Source organism: Streptomyces sp. TOM-9 (assembly GCF_056858595.1).
Genome location: NZ_JBXEQB010000001.1, coordinates 2869744 through 2890774, shown reverse-complemented (window position 1 = coordinate 2890774; position 21031 = coordinate 2869744). Strand labels below are relative to the sequence as shown.

General features: G+C 71.1%; 18 protein-coding genes. 15 read left to right on the top strand and 3 right to left on the bottom strand.

Annotated features, from left to right (window positions below):
• The first annotated feature begins 61 nt into the window (after positions 1 to 61).
• The 15 genes from uvrA to pgi all read left to right on the top strand — a co-directional run bounded on the left by uvrA (position 62) and on the right by pgi (position 17638).
• The gene (gene uvrA / locus AC1VWI_RS13560) at positions 62 to 2977 is read left to right on the top strand and encodes an excinuclease ABC subunit UvrA (RefSeq protein ID WP_499511244.1); all 2916 of its coding nucleotides are present in this window, start codon (positions 62 to 64) and stop codon (positions 2975 to 2977) included.
• Positions 2978 to 3052: 75 nt separating this feature from the next.
• A complete protein-coding gene (locus AC1VWI_RS13555) occupies positions 3053 to 3472 on the top strand; it encodes a Rieske (2Fe-2S) protein (RefSeq protein ID WP_499511243.1) in 420 nt (139 codons plus the stop codon).
• Between the two features lie 39 nt (positions 3473 to 3511).
• Positions 3512 to 5557 carry an excinuclease ABC subunit UvrC gene (gene uvrC / locus AC1VWI_RS13550; protein WP_499511242.1) on the top strand — a complete coding sequence of 682 codons (2046 nt, stop codon included), beginning with the start codon at positions 3512 to 3514 and terminating at the stop codon, positions 5555 to 5557.
• Positions 5554 to 6477 (top strand): RNase adapter RapZ, encoded by a 924-nt coding sequence (rapZ, locus tag AC1VWI_RS13545; RefSeq protein ID WP_018557246.1) that lies wholly within the window; start codon positions 5554 to 5556, stop codon positions 6475 to 6477. Before uvrC ends, rapZ begins: the two co-directional genes overlap by 4 nt.
• 17 nt (positions 6478 to 6494) lie before the next feature.
• Positions 6495 to 7481: a gluconeogenesis factor YvcK family protein gene (locus AC1VWI_RS13540; protein ID WP_499511241.1), complete on the top strand. Its 987-nt coding sequence runs from the start codon at positions 6495 to 6497 to the stop codon at positions 7479 to 7481.
• Positions 7472 to 8449, top strand: a complete 978-nt coding sequence (whiA, locus tag AC1VWI_RS13535; RefSeq protein ID WP_499511240.1) for a DNA-binding protein WhiA — start codon at positions 7472 to 7474, stop codon at positions 8447 to 8449. Before AC1VWI_RS13540 ends, whiA begins: the two co-directional genes overlap by 10 nt.
• 173 nt (positions 8450 to 8622) lie before the next feature.
• Complete coding sequence (gene gap / locus AC1VWI_RS13530) at positions 8623 to 9627, top strand: type I glyceraldehyde-3-phosphate dehydrogenase (RefSeq protein ID WP_499511239.1); 1005 nt, start codon at positions 8623 to 8625, stop codon at positions 9625 to 9627.
• 129 nt (positions 9628 to 9756) lie between these two features.
• Positions 9757 to 10968 carry a phosphoglycerate kinase gene (locus AC1VWI_RS13525; RefSeq protein WP_499511238.1) on the top strand — a complete coding sequence of 404 codons (1212 nt, stop codon included), beginning with the start codon at positions 9757 to 9759 and terminating at the stop codon, positions 10966 to 10968.
• A 4-nt stretch (positions 10969 to 10972) separates the two neighbouring features.
• Positions 10973 to 11749 (top strand): triose-phosphate isomerase, encoded by a 777-nt coding sequence (gene tpiA, locus AC1VWI_RS13520; RefSeq protein ID WP_499511237.1) that lies wholly within the window; start codon positions 10973 to 10975, stop codon positions 11747 to 11749.
• A 122-nt stretch (positions 11750 to 11871) separates the two neighbouring features.
• The gene (gene secG, locus AC1VWI_RS13515) at positions 11872 to 12108 is read left to right on the top strand and encodes a preprotein translocase subunit SecG (RefSeq protein ID WP_018557252.1); all 237 of its coding nucleotides are present in this window, start codon (positions 11872 to 11874) and stop codon (positions 12106 to 12108) included.
• A 163-nt stretch (positions 12109 to 12271) separates the two neighbouring features.
• Positions 12272 to 12607, top strand: coding sequence for an RNA polymerase-binding protein RbpA (locus AC1VWI_RS13510; protein WP_361803309.1), 336 nt, complete (start codon positions 12272 to 12274; stop codon positions 12605 to 12607).
• A gap of 111 nt (positions 12608 to 12718) precedes the next feature.
• Entirely contained in the window at positions 12719 to 13699 is a 981-nt protein-coding gene (locus tag AC1VWI_RS13505; RefSeq protein WP_499511236.1) for an N-acetylglucosamine kinase, read from the top strand.
• A 131-nt stretch (positions 13700 to 13830) separates the two neighbouring features.
• Positions 13831 to 14598 carry a sugar isomerase domain-containing protein gene (locus tag AC1VWI_RS13500; protein WP_499511235.1) on the top strand — a complete coding sequence of 256 codons (768 nt, stop codon included), beginning with the start codon at positions 13831 to 13833 and terminating at the stop codon, positions 14596 to 14598.
• A gap of 78 nt (positions 14599 to 14676) precedes the next feature.
• Complete coding sequence (locus AC1VWI_RS13495) at positions 14677 to 15930, top strand: MFS transporter (RefSeq protein ID WP_499511234.1); 1254 nt, start codon at positions 14677 to 14679, stop codon at positions 15928 to 15930.
• 46 nt (positions 15931 to 15976) lie between these two features.
• On the top strand, positions 15977 to 17638 hold the full coding sequence (gene pgi, locus AC1VWI_RS13490; RefSeq protein ID WP_499511233.1) for a glucose-6-phosphate isomerase: 1662 nt from the start codon (positions 15977 to 15979) through the stop codon (positions 17636 to 17638).
• An 87-nt stretch (positions 17639 to 17725) separates the two neighbouring features.
• Here the strand turns inward: pgi and pgl are convergent, their stop codons facing one another.
• Genes pgl through zwf form a run of 3 tightly spaced genes read right to left on the bottom strand, consistent with a single transcriptional unit; the run spans position 17726 to position 21029 of the window.
• Complete coding sequence (gene pgl / locus AC1VWI_RS13485; protein WP_499511232.1) at positions 17726 to 18508, bottom strand: 6-phosphogluconolactonase; 783 nt, start codon at positions 18506 to 18508, stop codon at positions 17726 to 17728.
• Positions 18505 to 19509 carry a glucose-6-phosphate dehydrogenase assembly protein OpcA gene (gene opcA, locus AC1VWI_RS13480; protein WP_499511231.1) on the bottom strand — a complete coding sequence of 335 codons (1005 nt, stop codon included), beginning with the start codon at positions 19507 to 19509 and terminating at the stop codon, positions 18505 to 18507. The genes pgl and opcA overlap by 4 nt, the downstream gene beginning before the upstream one ends.
• Complete coding sequence (zwf, locus tag AC1VWI_RS13475; protein ID WP_499511230.1) at positions 19506 to 21029, bottom strand: glucose-6-phosphate dehydrogenase; 1524 nt, start codon at positions 21027 to 21029, stop codon at positions 19506 to 19508. Before zwf ends, opcA begins: the two co-directional genes overlap by 4 nt.
• Between the last annotated feature and the right edge of the window lie 2 nt (positions 21030 to 21031).

Sequence of the window (21031 nt, the reverse complement as noted above, 5' to 3'; positions counted from 1 at the left end):
CCCCGTTTAGGCTGTCTGGGGGTGCTGTCCCTTGTCTGTCTTTTGAAAGGTGCGCACTGGCGTGGCCGATCGTCTCACCGTCCGTGGCGCTCGCGAGCACAATCTGAAGAACGTCTCGCTCGACCTGCCACGGGACTCGCTCATCGTGTTCACCGGCCTCTCCGGGTCGGGCAAGTCCTCCCTGGCGTTCGACACGATCTTCGCCGAGGGCCAGCGCCGTTACGTGGAGTCGCTCTCCTCCTACGCACGGCAGTTCCTGGGCCAGATGGACAAGCCGGACGTCGACTTCATCGAGGGCCTGTCGCCCGCGGTGTCGATCGACCAGAAGTCCACCTCGCGCAACCCGCGCTCGACGGTCGGCACGATCACCGAGGTCTACGACTACCTCCGTCTGCTCTTCGCCCGCATCGGCAAGCCGCACTGCCCCGAGTGCGGCCGGCCCATCTCCCGGCAGTCGCCCCAGGCGATCGTGGACCGGGTGCTGGAGCTGGAGGAGGGATCCCGCTTCCAGGTGCTCTCGCCGCTGGTGCGCGAGCGCAAGGGCGAGTTCGCCGACCTCTTCGCCGACCTGCAGACCAAGGGCTACAGCCGGGCCCGGGTGGACGGTGCGACCGTCCAGCTGACCGACCCGCCGAAGCTCAAGAAGCAGGAGAAGCACACCATCGAGGTGGTCATCGACCGCCTCACCGTCAAGGAGAGCGCCAAGCGCCGGCTGACCGACTCGGTCGAGACGGCCCTGGGCCTGTCCGGCGGCATGGTGATCCTGGACTTCGTCGACCTCCCCGAGGACGACCCGCAGCGCGAGCGGATGTTCTCCGAGCACCTGTACTGCCCGTACGACGACCTGTCCTTCGAGGAGCTGGAGCCGCGCTCCTTCTCCTTCAACTCGCCCTTCGGCGCCTGCCCCGAGTGCACCGGCATCGGCACCCGCATGGAGGTCGACCCGGAGCTCATCGTCCCCGACCAGGACAAGTCCCTCGACGAGGGCGCCATCGCCCCCTGGTCGCTCGGCCACACCCGGGACTACTTCCAGCGCCTGATCGGCGCGCTCGCCGACGAGCTGGGCTTCCGCACCGACATCCCCTGGGCGGGGCTGCCGCAGCGCGCGAAGAAGGCCCTGCTGAACGGCCACAAGACGCAGATCGCGGTGCGCTACCGCAACCGTTACGGGCGCGAGCGTTCCTACACCACCTCCTTCGAGGGCGCGATCCCCTTCGTCCGGCGCCGGCACGCGGAGTCCGAGAGCGACTCCAGCCGCGAGCGCTTCGAGGGGTACATGCGCGAGGTGCCCTGCCCGACCTGTGAGGGGACCCGCCTCAAGCCGATCGTGCTGGCGGTCACCGTTCAGGGGAGGTCCATCGCCGAGGTCGCCGCGATGTCCATCAGCGACTGCGCGGAGTTCCTGCGCGGCATGAAGCTGAGCGCGCGCGAGAAGACCATCGCCGAGCGGGTGCTCAAGGAGGTCAACGAGCGGCTGCGCTTCCTGGTCGACGTCGGCCTGGACTACCTCTCGCTCAACCGCGCGGCCGGCACCCTCTCCGGCGGCGAGGCCCAGCGCATCCGGCTGGCCACGCAGATCGGCTCGGGCCTGGTGGGCGTGCTCTACGTGCTGGACGAGCCGTCCATCGGGCTCCACCAGCGCGACAACCACCGGCTCATCGAGACCCTGGTGCGCCTGCGCGACCTCGGCAACACCCTGATCGTGGTGGAGCACGACGAGGACACCATCAAGACCTCCGACTGGGTGGTGGACATCGGCCCGGGTGCGGGTGAGCACGGCGGCAAGGTGGTGCACAGCGGTTCGCTCAAGGAGCTGCTGCGCAACAAGGAGTCGCTGACCGGCCAGTACCTGGCGGGCAAGCGCCGGATCCCGATCCCGGAGATGCGCCGCCCGGTCGACGGGGAGCGCCGGCTGACCGTGCACGGCGCCCGGGAGAACAACCTGCGGGACATCGACGTGTCCTTCCCGCTGGGTGTCTTCACGGCGGTCACCGGGGTCTCCGGCTCCGGGAAGTCCACCCTGGTCAACGACATCCTCTACACCCACCTGGCCCGTGAGCTGAACGGCGCCCGGGGCGTCCCGGGCCGGCACACCCGGGTCGACGGTGACGACCTGGTCGACAAGGTGGTCCATGTCGACCAGTCGCCGATCGGCCGCACCCCGCGGTCCAACCCGGCCACGTACACCGGCGTCTTCGACCACGTCCGCAGGCTCTTCGCGGAGACGATGGAGGCGAAGGTGCGCGGCTACCTGCCGGGCCGCTTCTCCTTCAACGTCAAGGGCGGCCGCTGCGAGAACTGCTCCGGCGACGGCACCATCAAGATCGAGATGAACTTCCTCCCGGACGTCTACGTCCCGTGCGAGGTCTGCCACGGTGCCCGGTACAACCGGGAGACCCTGGAGGTCCACTACAAGGGCAAGTCCATCGCCGAGGTCCTGGACATGCCGATCTCCGAGGCGCTGGACTTCTTCGAGGCCGTCCCGACGATCGCGCGTCACCTGCGCACCCTCACCGAGGTGGGCCTGGGCTACGTCCGGCTGGGCCAGTCCGCGACGACCCTGTCCGGTGGTGAGGCGCAGCGCGTGAAGCTCGCCTCCGAGCTGCAGAAGCGCTCCACCGGCCGCACGGTCTACGTGCTGGACGAGCCGACCACGGGTCTGCACTTCGAGGACATCAGCAAGCTGATCAAGGTGCTCTCCGGGCTGGTCGAGAAGGGCAACACCGTGGTCGTCATCGAGCACAACCTCGATGTGATCAAGACGGCCGACTGGGTGATCGACATGGGCCCCGAGGGCGGCAGCGGCGGCGGTCTGGTGATCGCCGAGGGCACCCCCGAGCAGGTGGCGGGGGTGGGCGCGAGCCACACCGGCAAGTTCCTCAGGGACATCCTGGGCGCCGAGCGGATCTCCGACGCCCCGCCGCTCCCGGCCAAGAAGCGGGCTGCCCCGCGGAAGCGGGCGGCGGCGAAGGCCTGACAGCCGGCTCAGAGTTTCGGCACGTAAGGTGCAGCTTTCAAGCTCTTTTCCTTACGTGCCGAAACGGAGTCCCCCATGGCCGACATCACCGACCTGCCCCCCTGCCGCCGTACCGTCCTGAAGGGCGCGGCCCTCGTGGGCGTCGCCGGGGTCGGCCTCACCGCCTGCGGCGGCTCCGGCAGCACGGTCTCCGACGGCCCCGTCGAGCTGGGCGCGGCCACCGAGGTCCCGGTCGGCGGCGCCAAGCTCTACCGCGAGGCCAAGATAGTCGTCGCTCAGCCCACGCAGGGCAGCTACCAGGCGTTCAGCGCCGTGTGCACCCACCAGGGCTGCACCTGCGACAAGGTCGAGGGCACCGCCCTGTCCTGCCCCTGCCACGGCAGCGTCTTCGACGCCGCCACCGGCGCCGTCCGCAACGGCCCGGCGACCAAGCCGCTGACCAAGGTCGACGTCCAGGTCAAGGAGGGCAAGCTCGTCGCCGTGACCGGGGCCTGAGACGGCGGGAATGTCACCGTCAATCAGTAGGGTGGGGGCATGGCCGATCCCTCCAGCTACCGCCCCAAGCCGGGACAGATTCCGGACTCCCCCGGGGTGTACAAGTTCCGGGACCAGCACGGCCGGGTGATCTACGTCGGGAAGGCGAAGAGCCTGCGCCAGCGGCTCTCCTCGTACTTCCAGGACGTCGCGAACCTGCACCAGCGCACCCGCACGATGGTCACCACCGCCGCCTCCGTGGAGTGGACGGTGGTGACCACCGAGGTCGAGGCGCTGCAGCTGGAGTACTCCTGGATCAAGGAGTTCGACCCGCGCTTCAACGTGAAGTACCGGGACGACAAGAGCTATCCCTCGCTCGCCGTCACCCTGAACGAGGAGTTCCCCCGCGTCCAGGTGATGCGCGGCCCCAAGCGCAAGGGCGTGCGCTACTTCGGTCCCTACGCGCACGCCTGGGCGATCCGCGAGACCGTGGACCTGCTGCTGCGGGTCTTCCCCGTGCGCACCTGCTCCTCCGGGGTGTTCAAGCGTTCCGCGCAGATCGGCCGCCCCTGTCTGCTGGGGTACATCGGCAAGTGCTCGGCCCCCTGCGTCGGCCGGGTCAGCGCCGAGGAGCACCGCGAACTGGCCGAGGAGTTCTGCGACTTCATGGCCGGCCGCACCGGCACCTACCTGCGCCGCCTGGAGCAGCAGATGAGGGACGCGGCGGCCGCGATGGAGTACGAGAAGGCGGCCCGGCTCCGGGACGACATCGAGGCGCTCAAGCGCGCCCTGGAGAAGAACGCGGTCGTCCTCGCCGACGCCACCGACGCCGACCTGATCGCCGTCGCCGAGGACGAGCTGGAGGCCGCCGTCCAGATCTTCCACGTCCGCGGCGGCCGGGTGCGCGGTCAACGCGGCTGGGTCACCGACCGGGTCGAGGAGGTCGGCACCGCCGGGCTGGTCGAGCACGCCCTGCAGCAGCTGTACGGCGAGGAGCGGGGCGAGGGGGTACCCAAGGAGGTGCTGGTGCCCGCGCTGCCCGACCCGTACGAGCCGGTCCAGCAGTGGCTCACCGAGCGCCGCGGCTCCCAGGTCAGCCTGCGGATACCGCAGCGCGGCGACAAGAAGGACCTGATGGCCACCGTGCAGCGCAACGCCCAGCAGGCGCTGGTGCTGCACAAGACCAGGCGCGCCTCCGACCTCACCACGCGCTCCCGCGCGCTGGAGGAGATCGCGCAGGCCCTGGACCTGGACTCGGCGCCGCTGCGCATCGAGTGCTTCGACATCTCCCACCTCCAGGGCGACGACGTCGTCGCCTCGATGGTGGTCTTCGAGGACGGGCTGGCCCGCAAGAGCGAGTACCGCCGCTTCCAGATCAAGAGCTTCGCCGGCCAGGACGACGTCCGGTCGATGCACGAGGTGGTCTCCCGGCGCTTCCGCCGCTACCTGCTGGAGAAGCAGAAGACCGGCGAGTGGGTCGACGGGGACGGCGACGGTGGCGAGGAGGGCCCCGGCGAGGTCGCCGGCGGTCCCATCGACCCGGACACGGGCAGGCCGCGCAAGTTCGCCTACCCGCCGCAGCTGGTCGTCGTCGACGGCGGGCAGCCCCAGGTCGCCGCCGCCCAGCGGGCCCTGGAGGAGCTCGGTGTGGAGGACGTGGCCGTGTGCGGCCTCGCCAAGCGCCTTGAGGAGGTCTGGCTGCCCGGCGAGGACGACCCGGTGATCCTCCCGCGCACCAGCGAGGGCCTTTACCTGCTGCAACGGGTCCGCGACGAGGCCCACCGCTTCGCCATCGCCTACCAGCGCAACAAGCGTTCCAAGTCGATGAAGGCCGGTGCCCTGGACGCGGTGCCGGGCCTCGGCGAGAGCCGCCGCCAGGCGCTGCTGAAGCACTTCGGCTCGCTCAAGCGGCTGCGGGCGGCCACGGTCGAGCAGATCTGCGAGGTCCCCGGGGTCGGCCTGCGCACCGCCGAGGCCGTGCTCGCCGCGCTGGCCGGGGCCGCCCCGGCCGGACCGGCGGTCAACACCGCCACAGGAGAGATCATTGAGGAAGAGGGGACGGCCGGTCCGGTGACCGTCCCCACGGAACGGGGGCACAGCTCATGAACGCGAACGACGGAGGCGGAGCACAGGTGACGACCGGAGGAGCGGGAGAGGCGGCCGAGGCCATCCCCGAACTCGTGATCATCTCGGGCATGTCGGGTGCCGGGCGCAGTCACGCGGCCAAGTGCCTGGAGGACCTCGGCTGGTTCGTCGTGGACAACCTGCCGCCGGCCCTCATCCCCACCATGGTCGACCTCGGCGCCCGCTCCCAGGGCAACGTGGCACGGATCGCCGTGGTCGTGGACGTCCGCGGTCGGCGCTTCTTCGACAACCTCCGCGAGTCCCTCGCGGACCTGGACTCCAAGGGCGTCAAGCGCCGGGTGCTCTTCCTCGAGGCCTCCGACGAGACGCTGGTGCGCCGCTTCGAGTCGGTGCGCCGCCCGCACCCGCTGCAGGGCGACGGGCGCATCGTCGACGGCATCGCCAAGGAGCGGGAGCTGCTGAGCGAGCTGCGCGGCGACGCCGACCTGGTGATCGACACCTCCAGCCTCAACGTCCACGAGCTGCGCGCCAAGATGGACGCCCAGTTCGCCGGCGAGGAGGAGCCGGAGCTGCGGGCCACCGTCATGTCCTTCGGCTTCAAGTACGGCCTCCCCGTCGACGCCGACCTGGTCGCGGACTGCCGCTTCCTGCCCAACCCGCACTGGGTGCCGGAGCTGCGTCCGTACACCGGTCTCAACGACGAGGTCGCCACCTACGTGTTCAACCAGCCCGGCGCCAAGGAGTTCCTCGACCGCTACGCCGAGTTGCTGCACATCGTCAACGCCGGCTACCGCCGCGAGGGCAAGCGCTACGTGACCATCGCGGTCGGCTGCACCGGTGGCAAGCACCGCAGCGTCGCCATGTCCGAGCGCCTGGCCGCGCGACTGTCCGCCGACGGAGTGGAGACGGTGGTCGTCCACCGGGACATGGGGCGCGAGTGATCAGGACGACGCGGCGCTTGCGCCGGTCGGCAGGGCGCAGCGGGGCCACGCCCAAGGTCGTGGCATTGGGAGGCGGGCACGGACTGTCCGCCTCCCTGTCGGCTCTGCGCCGCATCACCCAGGACCTGACCGCGGTGGTCACGGTCGCCGACGACGGCGGCTCCAGCGGCCGTCTGCGCCAGGAGATGGGGGTGCTGCCGCCCGGCGACCTGCGCAAGGCGCTCGCCGCGCTGTGCGGCGACGACGAGTGGGGCCGCACCTGGTCCCAGGTCGTCCAGCACCGCTTCGTCAGCCAGGGCGAGCTGCACGGCCACGCGGTGGGCAACCTGCTGATCGTGGCGCTGTGGGAGCAGCTCGGCGACCCCGTGGCGGCCCTGGAGTGGGTGGGTCGGCTGCTCGGCGCCCACGGCAGGGTGCTGCCCATGTCCGCGGTGCCGCTGGAGCTCACGGCCACGGTCCGAGGTCACGACCCGGCGGAGCCGGACGAGGTCACGACCGTGCACGGCCAGGCCACCGTCGCCCTCACCCCCGGTGAGGTGCAGGAGGTGCAGTTGGTGCCGCACGACCCGCCGGCCGTCCCCGAGGCGGTGAAGTCCGTGCTCGACGCGGACTGGGTGGTGCTCGGCCCCGGATCCTGGTTCTCCTCCGTGATGCCCCACCTGCTGGTGCCCGATCTGGTGTCCGCGCTCATGGAGACCAGGGCCCGCAAGGTGCTCGCGCTCAACCTCGCGCCGCAACCTGGTGAGACCGAGGGCTTTTCTCCGCAGCGTCACTTGGAGGTTTTGGCCCGACACGCCCCTAAACTCACCATCGACGTGGTGCTGGCCGACGAGGCCGCCGTGCTCGACCGCGACAGCCTCATACAGGCAGCCGAGCGGTTGTCGGGCACGGTGGAGCTGGCCCGGGTCGCCGCCCCCGACGGGCCGCGGCACGATCCGGAACTGCTGGCGGCCGCGTTCGACCGGATTTTTCGTATGCATGGAAGGATCGGCCCATGGCGATGACGGCAGCGGTGAAGGACGAGATCTCCCGGCTTCCCGTCACCCGGACCTGCTGCCGCAAGGCGGAGGTCTCGGCGATCCTGAGGTTCGCGGGCGGACTGCACCTGGTCAGCGGACGCATCGTGATCGAGGCGGAGCTGGACACCGGAATCGCCGCCCGCAGACTGCGCAAGGACGTCCTGGAGATCTTCGGGCACTCCTCCGACCTGGTGGTCATGGCGCCCGGCGGGCTGCGCCGCGGCAGCCGGTACGTGGTGCGGGTGGTCGCCGGCGGCGACCAGCTGGCCCGCCAGACCGGGCTCGTCGACGGCCGCGGCCGTCCCATCCGGGGCCTGCCGCCGCAGGTCGTCTCCGGGGCCACCTGCGACGCCGAGGCCGCCTGGCGCGGGGCGTTCCTGGCCCACGGCTCGCTGACCGAGCCGGGCCGTTCCTCGTCCCTGGAGGTCACCTGCCCCGGCCCCGAGGCGGCCCTCGCCCTGGTCGGCGCCGCCCGCCGGCTGCAGATCGCCGCCAAGGCGCGCGAGGTGCGGAACGTCGACCGCGTGGTCGTCCGTGACGGTGACGCCATCGGCGCGCTGTTGACGCGGCTCGGCGCGCACGAGTCGGTGCTGGCGTGGGAGGAGCGGCGAATGCGGCGCGAGGTGCGCGCCACCGCCAACCGGCTCGCCAACTTCGACGACGCGAACCTGCGCCGCTCGGCCCGCGCCGCGGTGGCCGCGGGTGCGCGTGTGCAGCGGGCGCTGGAGATCCTCGGCGACGAGGTGCCCGAGCACCTCGCGGCGGCCGGCCGGCTGCGCATGGACCACAAGCAGGCCTCGCTGGAGGAACTGGGCTCGCTCGCCGAACCCCCGCTCACCAAGGACGCGGTGGCGGGCCGGATCCGGCGCCTGCTGGCGATGGCCGACAAGCGCGCCTCGGACCTCGGCATCCCGGGCACCGAGTCCAACCTGACCGAGGAGATGGTGGGCTGAACCCGCCGCGGCCCGCCCGCCCCGTCCGGTTACCGTTCCGTACGGCGGGCACCCGTGGCGCCGATGTCACCGCCGGGTGCCCGGGGAGGTAGGGTCGTCCTTGGTCGGGGACATCCCAATACGTCGCAGCCGGAGCGAAATGGCCTCCGGCACACCAGCGAGGAGATCGGTTCGTGACGATCCGCGTAGGCATCAACGGCTTTGGTCGCATCGGTCGAAACTTCTTCCGTGCCGCCCTGGACCAGGGTGCGGACATCGAGATCGTGGCTGTCAACGACCTGGGTGACACGGCCACCACCGCCCACCTGCTCAAGTACGACACGATCCTGGGCCGCCTGAAGGCCGAGGTCACGCACACCGCCGACTCCATCACCGTCGACGGCCACACCATCAAGGTGCTGTCGGAGCGCAACCCCGCCGACATCCCGTGGGGCGAGCTCGGCGTCGACATCGTGATCGAGTCCACCGGCATCTTCACCAAGGCCGCCGACGCCAAGAAGCACCTCGACGGCGGCGCCAAGAAGGTCATCATCTCGGCGCCCGCCTCCGACGAGGACATCACCATCGTGATGGGCGTCAACAACGAGAAGTACGACCCGGCGAAGCACAACATCATCTCCAACGCGTCCTGCACCACCAACTGCGTGGCGCCGATGGCCAAGGTCCTCGACGAGAACTTCGGCATCGTCAAGGGTCTGATGACCACCGTGCACGCGTACACCAACGACCAGCGCATCCTGGACTTCCCGCACAAGGACCTGCGTCGCGCCCGTGCCGCCGCGGAGAACATCATCCCGACCTCGACGGGTGCCGCGAAGGCCACCGCCCTGGTGCTCCCGCAGCTCAAGGGCAAGCTGGACGGCATCGCCATGCGCGTCCCGGTCCCGACCGGCTCCGTGACCGACCTGGTCATCGAGCTCGAGCGCGAGGTCACCAAGGACGAGGTCAACGCGGCCTTCCAGAAGGCCGCCGAGGGCCAGCTCAAGGGCATCCTGGAGTACACCGAGGACCCGATCGTCTCGTCGGACATCGTCAACTGGCCGGCCTCCTGCACCTTCGACTCCTCGCTGACGATGGCGCAGGGCAAGCAGGTCAAGGTCATCGGCTGGTACGACAACGAGTGGGGCTACTCCAACCGTCTCGTCGACCTGACCGTCTTCGTCGGCGGCCAGCTCTGACACCCGCTCGACCGCCCGCCATGCGATGAGGACAGGGTCCGGACGACGTGCCGTCGTCCGGGCCCTGTCCCATGACGTGGCGGTCGGAGCGATCCGACCAGTCAGGACCAAGGCAGGGGAGCCTCCACCATGAAGACGATCGACGAACTCGTCGACGAGGGGGTCGGCGGCAAGCGCGTGTTCGTGCGCGCCGACCTCAACGTGCCGCTGTCCGGCACGACCATCACCGACGACGGCCGCATCCGCGCCGTCGTACCGACCATCGCCAAGCTGGCCGGGGCCGGCGCCAAGGTGATCGTCGCCTCCCACCTGGGCCGCCCCAAGGGCGCGCCCGACCCGCAGTTCTCGCTCGCCCCCGTCGCGGCGCGCCTGGGCGAACTCCTCGGCACGCAGGTGGCGTTCGCGACCGACACGGTCGGCGAGAGCGCCCGCGGGACGGTGGACGCCCTCACCGACGGCTCGGTGGCGCTGCTGGAGAACCTGCGCTTCAACCCGGGTGAGACCAGCAAGGACGACGCCGAGCGCGGCGCCTTCGCCGGGCAGCTGGCCGAGCTGGCCGAGCTGTACGTCGGTGACGGCTTCGGCGCGGTGCACCGCAAGCACGCCTCCGTGTACGACCTCCCGGCCCGGCTGCCGCACGCCGCGGGCCTGCTGATCGCCACCGAGGTCACCGTGCTGAAGAAGCTCACCGAGGACGTGTCCCGTCCGTACGCGGTGGTGCTCGGCGGCGCCAAGGTCTCCGACAAGCTGGGGGTCATCGACCACCTGCTGGAGCGTGCCGACCGGATCCTGATCGGCGGCGGCATGGTCTACACCTTCCTCAAGGCCCAGGGCCACGAGGTGGGCAAGAGCCTGCTGCAGGAGGACCAGATCCCCGCGGTCAAGGAGTACCTGGAGCGCGCGAAGGCCAAGGGCGTGGAGTTCGTGCTGCCCGTGGACGTCGTCGCCGCCCCGTCCTTCCCGGATCTGAAGAACCCGGTCGACACCAACCCGGCGGTCGTCGGCGTCGACGCCATCCCCGCCGACCTGCAGGGCCTGGACATCGGTCCGGAGTCCCGCAAGGTCTTCGCCTCGAAGCTCGCCGACGCGGCAACCGTCTTCTGGAACGGCCCGATGGGCGTCTTCGAGCACCCCGACTACGCCGAGGGCACCCGCGCGATCGCCCAGGCGCTGATCGACAGCCCCGCGTTCACCGTGGTCGGCGGCGGCGACTCGGCCGCGGCCGTCCGTATCCTGGGCTTCGACGAGAACGCTTTCGGCCACATCTCGACCGGTGGTGGCGCGAGCCTCGAGTACCTCGAGGGCAAGACGCTCCCCGGCCTCGCCGCACTGGAGGACTGACCCGATGACCTCGCGCACGCCGATCATGGCGGGCAACTGGAAGATGAACCTCAACCACCTCGAGGCCATCCACCACGTCCAGAAGCTCGCCTTCGCGCTCAACGACAAGGACTTCGACGCCGTCGAGGCCGTCGTACTGCCGCCCTTCACCGACCTCCGGGGGGTGCAGACCCTGATCGAGGCCGACAAGCTGAAGATCAAGTACGGCGCCCAGGACCTGTCGGCGCACGACTCCGGTGCCTACACCGGTGAGATCTCCGGCTCGATGCTGGCCAAGCTGAAGTGCTCGTACGTGGTCATCGGCCACTCGGAGCGCCGCCAGTACCACCACGAGACCGACGAGCAGGTGAACGCCAAGGTCAAGGCGGCGTTCCGGCACGAGCTGACGCCGATCGTCTGCGTCGGCGAGGGCCTGGACGTCCGCAAGGCCGGTGAGCAGGTGGCGTACACCCTCGCCCAGGTCGACGGCGCCCTGAAGGACATCCCGGCCGAGCAGGCCGCGACCCTGGTCGTCGCCTACGAGCCGGTGTGGGCCATCGGCACCGGCGAGGTCGCCACCCCCGAGGACGCCCAGGAAGTCTGCGGGGCGATCCGCGGCCGTCTTGCCGAGCTGTACGGCCAGGAGGTGGCCGACGCGATCCGCATCCAGTACGGCGGCTCGGTCAAGGCCGGCAACATCGCGGCGATCATGGCGCAGCCGGACGTGGACGGCGCCCTGGTCGGCGGCGCGGCGCTGGACCCGGAGGAGTTCGTCAAGATCATCCGCTTCCGCGACCAGTAAGTTTCGCGGCAGTAGGCTGTCGGGCCCTGCCCGAAGTACTCTGTCGGGGGTCGGAGCGCTGCATAGCAGGCAGCGGCCCGGCCCCCGCGTCGTCCTAGGTCACCGAGAGAGTTGGTCCAGCTGTGGTCATCGGGTTCTCCATCGCCCTCATCATCTTCAGCCTGCTGCTGTTGCTGCTCGTGCTGATGCACAAGGGCAAGGGCGGCGGTCTGTCCGACATGTTCGGCGGCGGCATGCAGTCGTCCGTCGGCGGTTCCTCGGTGGCCGAGCGCAACCTCGACCGGATCACGGTTGTCATCGGTCTGCTGTGGTTTGCGTGCATTGTCGCCCTCGGGCTTCTGCTGAAGTTCCAGAAGTGACCGAGTCCCCGGCTTCCGGGGAGAAGTGACGCTTCGTCGTCGGCGCGACTTATCATGGGAGCGCGTCATGGGATACGGTGCCCTTTCCCCGCAGGCGCGGGGGGTGGACCGGTCTCCGTAAACTGGGCGACCTCGCAGCACCATCACGCAGGGAGTTACGACCGTGGCAAGTGGCAACGCGATCCGTGGCAGTCGGGTCGGGGCGGGGCCGATGGGAGAGGCCGAGCGGGGCGAGTCCGCGCCGCGCCTGCGCATCTCCTTCTGGTGCTCCAACGGGCACGAGACCCGGCCGAGTTTCGCGAGCGACGCGCAGATCCCGGAGACCTGGGACTGCCCTCGCTGCGGCTTCCCGGCCGGACAGGACGAGGAGAACCCCCCGGCGCCGCCGCGCACCGAACCGTACAAGACGCACCTGGCGTACGTGCGGGAGCGGCGCAGCGCGGCCGACGGCGAGGCGATCCTCGCCGAGGCGCTCGCCAAGCTGCGCGGCGAGATCTGAGCCGCACCGGCTGAAACTCCACGGGCCCGGCCCGCGAGGAAGACCCTTCTTTCGCGGCCGGGCCCGTCGCGTCCCTTCGACTGTGCGTAACCAAAACGTATACTCCGTGTCGTGTCTCTGGTGATCGGCATCGATGCGGGCGGAACCCGGACGCGCGCCTACCTGGCCGAGGCGGCGCGCGAAGGCGTGGTGCTCGGTGAGGGCGAGGGCGGGCCCGGCAACGCGATGACCGTCGAACGTGTGGCGCTGACGCAGCACCTCGCGGACGCCATCCGCGGCGCGGTCCCGGAGGACCGCAGAGGCGAGGTCACGTCCGTCGTGGGCGGCTTCGCCGGTGCGGCGCTCGGCACCGGCCCCGAGACGGGGCACGAACTGGCAACCTCCTGTCTGCGGGCGGCGCTCGACAGCCACGGCGTCGGCACGCCCGAGGTGACGGTCTGCGGCGACATCGAGGTCGCCTTCGCCTCCGCGCCGGGCACGCCGGCGGACGGTCTGGCCCTGGTCGCCGGGACGGGAGCCGTCGCCGCGCGGATCGAGAAGCGCCAGCAGACCCTCGTCGCGGACGGCAACGGCTGGTTGATCGGCGACGAGGGCAGCGGGTTCTGGCTGGGCCGCGAGGTCATGCGGGCCGCCCTGCGCGCGCTGGACGGGCGCGGGCCGTGGACGATCCTCGTCGAGGGCGTGCTCTCCCACTACATGGGTTCCCCCGGAGGCCCGTACCTCGCGCAGGAGCGTCCCGGCGGCCATGAGTGCCACGTGCTGCGCAACCGTCTGGTGCCGCTGGTGTACGCCGAACCCCCGGTCAGGCTGGCCCGGTTGAGCCCGCTCGCCGTCACCGCCGACCGGGACGGCGACGAGGTCGCCGGTTCCCTGCTGGACGACGCCGCGGACGAACTCGCCGCGACCGTCGCCGCGCTGGATCCGCGCCCGGGCGAACCCCTGGTCGTCACCGGCGGGCTGCTGGGCCCGACGGGGCCGTTGCTCGGCCGGGTGGTGGCCCGTGCCGAGGAGATGGATCTGGACGTCCAGCCGGTGCGCAACGGCGGTGCGGGCGCGCTGGCGTTGGCCCGGCTGCGGGTGAACGGGGACTGAGCGGGAGCGAACCGGACGGTTCGGGCGGCGCCGACAGGAGGCGTCCACCGGGGGATTGACGTGGACTAGACCTCTCGTCCATCGTTTCGGAGGAGCATCCGCCGGATCACTGGACTCAGGGGGAATCGGCCATGGCCGACGACGTGACGACCACCGCCGCACGCTTCGCCGACGAGGCGAGGACGGTCATCGACCGCGTGGTCGCCGGCAACAAGGACTCCGTGGCCGCCGCCGCCCGGCTGATCGCCGACTGCGTCGCCGCGGACGGCATCGTCCAGGCCTTCGGGACCGGCCACTCGCAGGCCACGGCGCTGGAGATCGCCGGACGTGCCGGTGGACTCATCCCCACCAACCGCATCGGGCTGTCGGACCTGGTGCTCCGGGGCGGCGAGGACCTCTCGGTGCTCTCCGACCCGTTGCTGGAGCGGTCGCCGGGGCTCGGCAAGCGTCTGTACGAACTGGCCGCCCCGCATCCGCGGGACGTCTTCGTCGTCATCTCCAACTCCGGCGTCAACAACTCGATCGTCGACTTCGCCCTGCACGTGAAGGACGCCGGCCACCCGCTGATCGCCCTCACCTCGCTGCTGCACACCCGTTCCGTCCCGGCGCTGCACGCCGGGGGCAAGCGCCTTGCCGACGTCGCCGACGTCGTCCTGGACAACGGCGCGCCGACCGGCGACGCCCTGCTCCCGCTGCCCGACGGCGGCTCACTGTGCGGGATCTCCACGATCACCTCGGCCATGCTCGTCCAGATGACCGTCGCCGAGGCCGTCGGGCTGATGACCGCCGAGGGCCACCAGGCACCGGTGTACGTCTCGGCCAACGTCCCCGGCGGCTTCGAGCGCAACCTCGTCCTGGAGCGCCACTACGGGGAGAGACTGCACCGCGGAGGGTTCTGACCAGCGCGGACGCTGCGTTGTCAGTGGCCCCCGCTACGGTCTGTGACGAAGGTCGAGGACCGGTGAGCGGGGGGATCCATGAGCGTCGGCATCGTGCAGGGCCGGGAGCGCACGCCGCAGTGGCGGGGCGGGTTCGGGCGGCTGTGGACGGCCGCGGCGGTCTCGCGGTTCGGTGACGGGCTGCGTGCGGCGGCGCTGCCGCTGCTCGCCGTGGGCCTGACCGACTCGCCACTGCTGGTCTCGCTCGTCACCGCCGCGGGCTTCGTGCCCTGGCTCGTCTTCGGGCTGCTCGGCGGGGCGGTGGCCGACCGGGTGGACCAACGGCGCGCCATGTGGGCCGTGGACGCCGTGCGGGGCGCACTCACGGCCGTCTTCGCGCTCGCGGTGTGGCTGGACCGGGCGGGCATCGCGTTGCTGCTCGTGCTGGCGTTCGCGCTGACCACACTGCAGACCCTCTTCGACAACGCGGCGACCTCACTGCTGCCGGCGGTCGTCCCCTCCCGGTCCCTGGGCCGCGCCAACGCCCGTCTGATGACCGGTCAGACCATGGCCGCGACCTTCCTCGCCGCGCCGCTGGTGCCGGTGCTGTTCGGCCTCACGGCCGCGCTGCCGTTCGGGGTGGACGCCCTCACCTACGCGGTCGCGGCCGGGCTGGTGGCCTCGCTGCGGCTGCCCGCACCCGAACGGGCGGCGCGGGCCGCGGGCCGCACCCTGCGGCAGGACATCGCCGAGGGCATACGGGTGCTGTGGCGGGACCGCGTGCTCAGGGCGCTGTGCACGGCCAACACCGTGGTCAACGTGGGCATCGGCGCCCTGGTGGCGACCCTCGTCCTCCAGGTCACCGGCTGGCTCCACGCGGGGCACACGGGATACGCCCTCGTGCTGGTCGCCTACGGGGCGGGCAGCGTGGCCGGGGGAGCGGCCGCGGGGCGGCTCTCCGCGCTGCTGGGCGGTCGCGTCAGGAGCCTCGCGCCGGGCCTGGCCCTCCAGGCCGGCTGCCTGGTCGTGGCCGGCACCGTGCGCTCCCTGCCGGTGACCGCGGCCGCCCTGGCCGTCTTCGGTGCCCTCGGCATGGTGTGGAACGTCAACGAGACCACCCTGATGCAGCAGCGCACGCCCGAGAAGTTGCTGGGCAGGGTGAGCGCGGCCATGCGCACCCTGGGGGTGGCGGGGGCTCCGCTCGGCGCCCTGCTGGGCGGCGTCGCGGCGCAGATCCTCGGGCCGAACACCCCGCTGCTGCTCGCGGCCGCCGTGCTGGGCTGCGCGTTGCCTGCTCTTCGTCCGATCGTCACCACGCCAGAGGGCGGAGGTGAAACAACGGCGTGCAGGTAATCAACTAGTTTGGACCTGCAGCAGGAGGACGAGGAGAAGTGGACTGATGTCCGATACCAACACGCAGGGCCGAACCCGTCTCGACCAGCGCCCCGAGTGGCACGCGCTCGCCGAGCACCACGAGGAGCTGGGCGCGACCCACCTGCGGGAGCTGTTCGCCGCCGACCCGGACCGCGCCCGGCGCTACACCGTGCAGGTCGGCGATCTCCATCTGGACTACTCCAAGCACCTGGTGACCGACGAGACGCTGCGTCTGCTGCGCGACCTCGCGGCGGCCACCGGTGTCGCCGCACTGCGGGACGCCATGTTCAGCGGCGAGAAGATCAACGTCACCGAGGACCGCGCCGTGCTGCACACGGCGCTGCGCGCCCCGCAGTCGGCCGAGATCACGGTCGACGGCGTCAACGTCGTGCCCGGGGTCCACCACGTGCTCACCCGGATGGGGAGCTTCGCCAACTCCGTCCGCACGGGCAAGTGGGTCGGCTCGACCGGACGCCGCATCAAGAACGTGGTGAACATCGGGATCGGCGGCTCCGACCTGGGACCGGCGATGGCCTACGAGGTGCTGCGCGCGTTCACCGACCGCGGGCTCACCTTCCGGTTCGTCTCCAACGTGGACGGCGCCGACCTCCACGAGGCGCTGCACGGCCTGGACCCCGCCGAGACGCTGTTCATCGTCGCGTCCAAGACGTTCACCACCATCGAGACCATCACCAACGCCACCTCGGCGCGCGAGTGGCTGCTCGACGGGCTCGGCGGCGACCAGGACGCGGTGCGCTTCCACTTTGTGGCGGTGTCCACGAACGCGGCGGAGGTCTCCAAGTTCGGCATCGACACCGACAACATGTTCGAGTTCTGGGACTGGGTCGGCGGGCGCTACTCGTACCCGTCCGCCATCGGGCTCTCGCTGATGATCGCCATCGGCGAGGAGCAGTTCCGGGAGATGCTGGCCGGATTCCACCTCGTCGACGAGCACTTCCGCACCGCCCCTCCGGAGGCCAACGCGCCGCTGCTGATGGGTCTGCTGGGCGTCTGGTACGGCCAGTTCTTCGACGCGCAGGCGCACGCGGTCCTGCCGTACAGCCACTACCTGTCGAAGTTCACGGCCTACCTGCAGCAGCTCGACATGGAGTCCAACGGCAAGTACGTGGACCGCGAGGGACGGCCCGTCGACTGGCAGACCGGCCCGGTCGTGTGGGGCACGCCCGGCACCAACGGGCAGCACGCCTACTACCAGCTGCTGCACCAGGGCACGAAGTTCATCCCCGCGGACTTCATCGGCTTCGCCAACCCGGTCGGTGAGCTGGAGCCGGCCTTCGCCGCCCAGCACGACCTGCTGATGGCCAACTTCTTCGCCCAGACGCAGGCGCTGGCCTTCGGCAAGACCAGCGAGGAGGTCCGTGCCGAGGGCGTCCCGGAGGCGCAGGTCCCGCACCGCACCTTCCGCGGCAACCACCCGACGACGACCGTCCTCGCCAAGGAACTGACCCCGTCGGTGCTGGGGCAGCTGGTGGCGCTCTACGAGCACAAGGTCTTCGTACAGGGCGCGGTCTGGAACATCGACTCCTTCGACCAGTGGGGCGTCGAGCTGGGCAAGGTCCTCGCCAAGCGCGTGGAGCCGGCCCTGACCGAGGGCGCCGAGGTGCCCGGTCTTGACGCGTCCTCCCAGGCCCTCGTGGCCACCTACCGGTCGCTGCGCGGCCGCTGAGACGCCGCAGAGGCGGTAGAAGGACGCCGGGCGGGCTCCGAGGAGCCCGCCCGGCGTCTTGCGTCGCGTCCCGCGCCGGTCACCGCCTCACGGGGAGGACGGCGGGTACAACTGCGGGGGCAGCTTCGCGGCGGCCGTACGGTCCAGCAGCCACAACGTGCGGGCCCGCCCATGGGCACCCGCCGCCGGGGCCTGGATCTCACCGGGCCCGGACAGGGCGATGGCCACGGCGCCCGCCTTGTCCTCGCCCGCCGCCAGCAGCCACACCTCGCGGGCGGCACGGATGGCGGGCAGGGTGAGCGAGATCCGGGTCGGCGGCGGCTTGGGGGAGCCGTGCACGCCCACGACCGTGCGCTCGCTCTCGCGGACCCCGGGGTGCCCGGGGAAGAGCGAGGCCACGTGCGTGTCCGGCCCCACGCCGAGCATCAGCACGTCGAAGGAGGGCACCGGCCCGTGGTCCTCGGGACCGGCCGCCGCCGCCAGTTCCTGGGCGTAGGCCTCGGCCGCGGCGTCCGCGTCGTTGCCGAGCGGCCCGTCCGAGGGCGGCATGGGATGGACCCGCGCCGGGTCGACCGGAACCGCGTCGAGCAGCGCCTCACGGGCCTGGGTCTCGTTGCGCTCCGGATCGCCCGAGGGCAGGAACCGCTCGTCGCCCCACCACAGGTCCAACCGCGTCCAGTCCACCGCGTCCCTGGCCGGCGAGGCGGCCAGGGCGGCGAGCAGGGCGTTGCCGTTGCGTCCGCCGGTGAGCACCACCGAGGCGGAGCCGCGGGCGGCCTGGGCGTCCACGATCTTCGTGATCAGCCGGGCCGCCGCGGCCTGCGCCATCAGTTCCTTGTCCCGGTGGACCACCACCTGGGGGGCGGTCACGTGACGGCCGCCTTGTCCGAACCGCCGTTCTGGGCCGGCCCCGCCCCGGCGGCGGCCGGCTCGGCGGCGTCCTCGGCGCGCCCCAGCCGGTCCACGCCGAACTTGACCGCGGCCGCGTACGCCTCGTCGGGGTCGAGCCGGCGCAGCTCCTCGGCGATCAGGTCCGAGGTCGCCCGCCGCTGCAGCGCCACGTGCCGGTCGGGCTGGCCGGGGATGGCGAGCTCGGCCAGCGCGCCGGTCGGCCGGTCCAGGCAGATTTCGCCGTCCGCGGTCGCCAGCCGTACGGCGGTGATGCCGGGGCCGTCGGAGACCTTCCGCCTGACGGGTACGCCGAGCCGCCTGGCGAGCCACAGCCCGAGCAGCTCCGTGCTCGGGTTGTACGCCTCGCCCTCGACGACGGCGCCCTTGACCGCTGCCTCCTTCTGGTCCAGGGCCGCGGCCAGCACGCTGCGCCACGGGGTGATCCGGGTCCAGGCCAGGTCGGTGTCGCCGGGGGTGTACGTCTCGGCGCGCAGTCCCAGTGCGGCGACCGGGTCCTCGGTCGCCGCCGCGTCGGTGATCCGGCGGGCCGCGAGCTGGCCCAGCAGGTCCTCTGCGGGGTTCGCCGGGGCGTCCTCGGGCCACCAGACGACGACGGGGGCGTCGGGCAGCAGCAGCGGCAGCACGACGCTCTCGGCGTGGTCGGCGAGTTCGCCGTGGAGGCGGAGCAGGACGGTCTCGCCGGTGCCGGACTCGCCGCCGACGCGCACCTCGGCGTCGAGGCGGGCGCTGCGCCGGTCGCGGGGGGAGCGGCCGGGGCGCTTGATGACGACCAGGATGCGCGAGGGGTGCTCGCGCGAGGCGTCGGAGGCGGCCTTGAGGGCGTCGTAGTGGTTGCCCTCGTCGGTGACGATGACGAGGGTCAGCACCATGCCGACGGCCGGACTGCCGATGGCCCTGCGCGCCTTGATCAGCGCCGAATTGATCTTGCTTGAGGTCGTCTCGGTGAGATCGATGTTCATGGCCGGCGCCAGCTCCTGCCGTCTCGTGCGAGCATCTCGTCCGCCGCCTTCGGACCCCAGGTGCCCGCGGTGTACTGCTCGGGCTTGCCGTGCCGGTCCCAGTACTCCTCGATCGGGTCGAGGATCCGCCAGGACTCCTCGACCTCCTGGTGCCGGGGGAAGAGGTTGGCGTCGCCGAGCAGGACGTCCAGGATCAGCCGTTCGTAGGCCTCCGGGCTGGACTCGGTGAAGGACTCGCCGTAGGCGAAGTCCATCGTCACGTCCCGGATCTCCATCGAGGTGCCCGGCACCTTGGAACCGAACCTGATCGTCACACCCTCGTCCGGCTGGACCCGGATGACCAGGGCGTTCTGCCCGAGCTCCTCGGTCGCGGTGTTGTCGAACGGGGAGTGCGGGGCGCGCTGGAAGACGACCGCGATCTCGGTGACGCGGCGCCCCAGGCGCTTGCCGGCGCGCAGGTAGAAGGGGACCCCGGCCCAGCGGCGGTTGTCGATGGCCAGCTTGATGGCGGCGTAGGTGTCGGTCTTGGACTTGGCGTCGATGCCGTCCTCCTCCAGGTACCCGAGCACCTCCTCCCCGCCCTGCCAGCCGTGCGCGTACTGCCCGCGCACGGTGTGCCTGCCGAGGTCCGCCGGCAGCTTGACCGCCTGGAGGACCTTGAGCTTCTCCTGCACCAGCGACTTGGCGTCGAAGGAGGCGGGCTCCTCCATGGCGGTCAGCGCGAGGAGTTGCAGCAGGTGGTTCTGGATGACGTCGCGCGCGGCGCCGATGCCGTCGTAGTAGCCGGCGCGGCCGCCGATGCCGATGTCCTCGGCCATCGTGATCTGCACGTGGTCGACGTAGGAACGGTTCCACAACGGCTCGAACATCGTGTTGGCGAACCGCAGCGCCAGGATGTTCTGGACCGTCTCCTTGCCCAGGTAGTGGTCGATCCGGAAGACGTCCTGGGAACGGAAGACCTGGTGGACGACCTGGTTGAGCTCCTGGGCGCTGGCCAGGTCGTGGCCGAAGGGCTTCTCGATGACGGCCCGTCGCCAGGAACCCTGGGGCGGGTCGGACAGCCCGTGCTTCTTCAGCTGCTGGACCACGGTCGGGAAGAACTTGGGCGGCACCGAGAGGTAGAAGGCGAAGTTGCCGCCCGTACCGCGGGCCTTGTCCAGTTCGTCGACCGTGCCGCGCAGCTTCTCGAAGGCCTGGTCGTCGTCGAAGTCGCCGGGGACGAACCGCATCCCCTCGGAGAGCTGCTGCCAGACCTCCTCGCGGAAGGGGGTGCGCGCGTGCTCCTTGACGGAGTCGTGGACGACCTGCGCGAAGTCCTCGTCCGCCCAGTCGCGGCGCGCGAAGCCGACGAGCGAGAAGCCCGGCGGCAGCAGCCCGCGGTTGGCGAGGTCGTACACGGCAGGCATCAGCTTTTTACGTGACAAATCGCCCGTGACGCCGAAGATCACCAGGCCCGACGGTCCCGCGATGCGCGGGAGCCGTCGGTCCGATGCGTCACGCAGCGGGTTGGCGCTGCTCAACG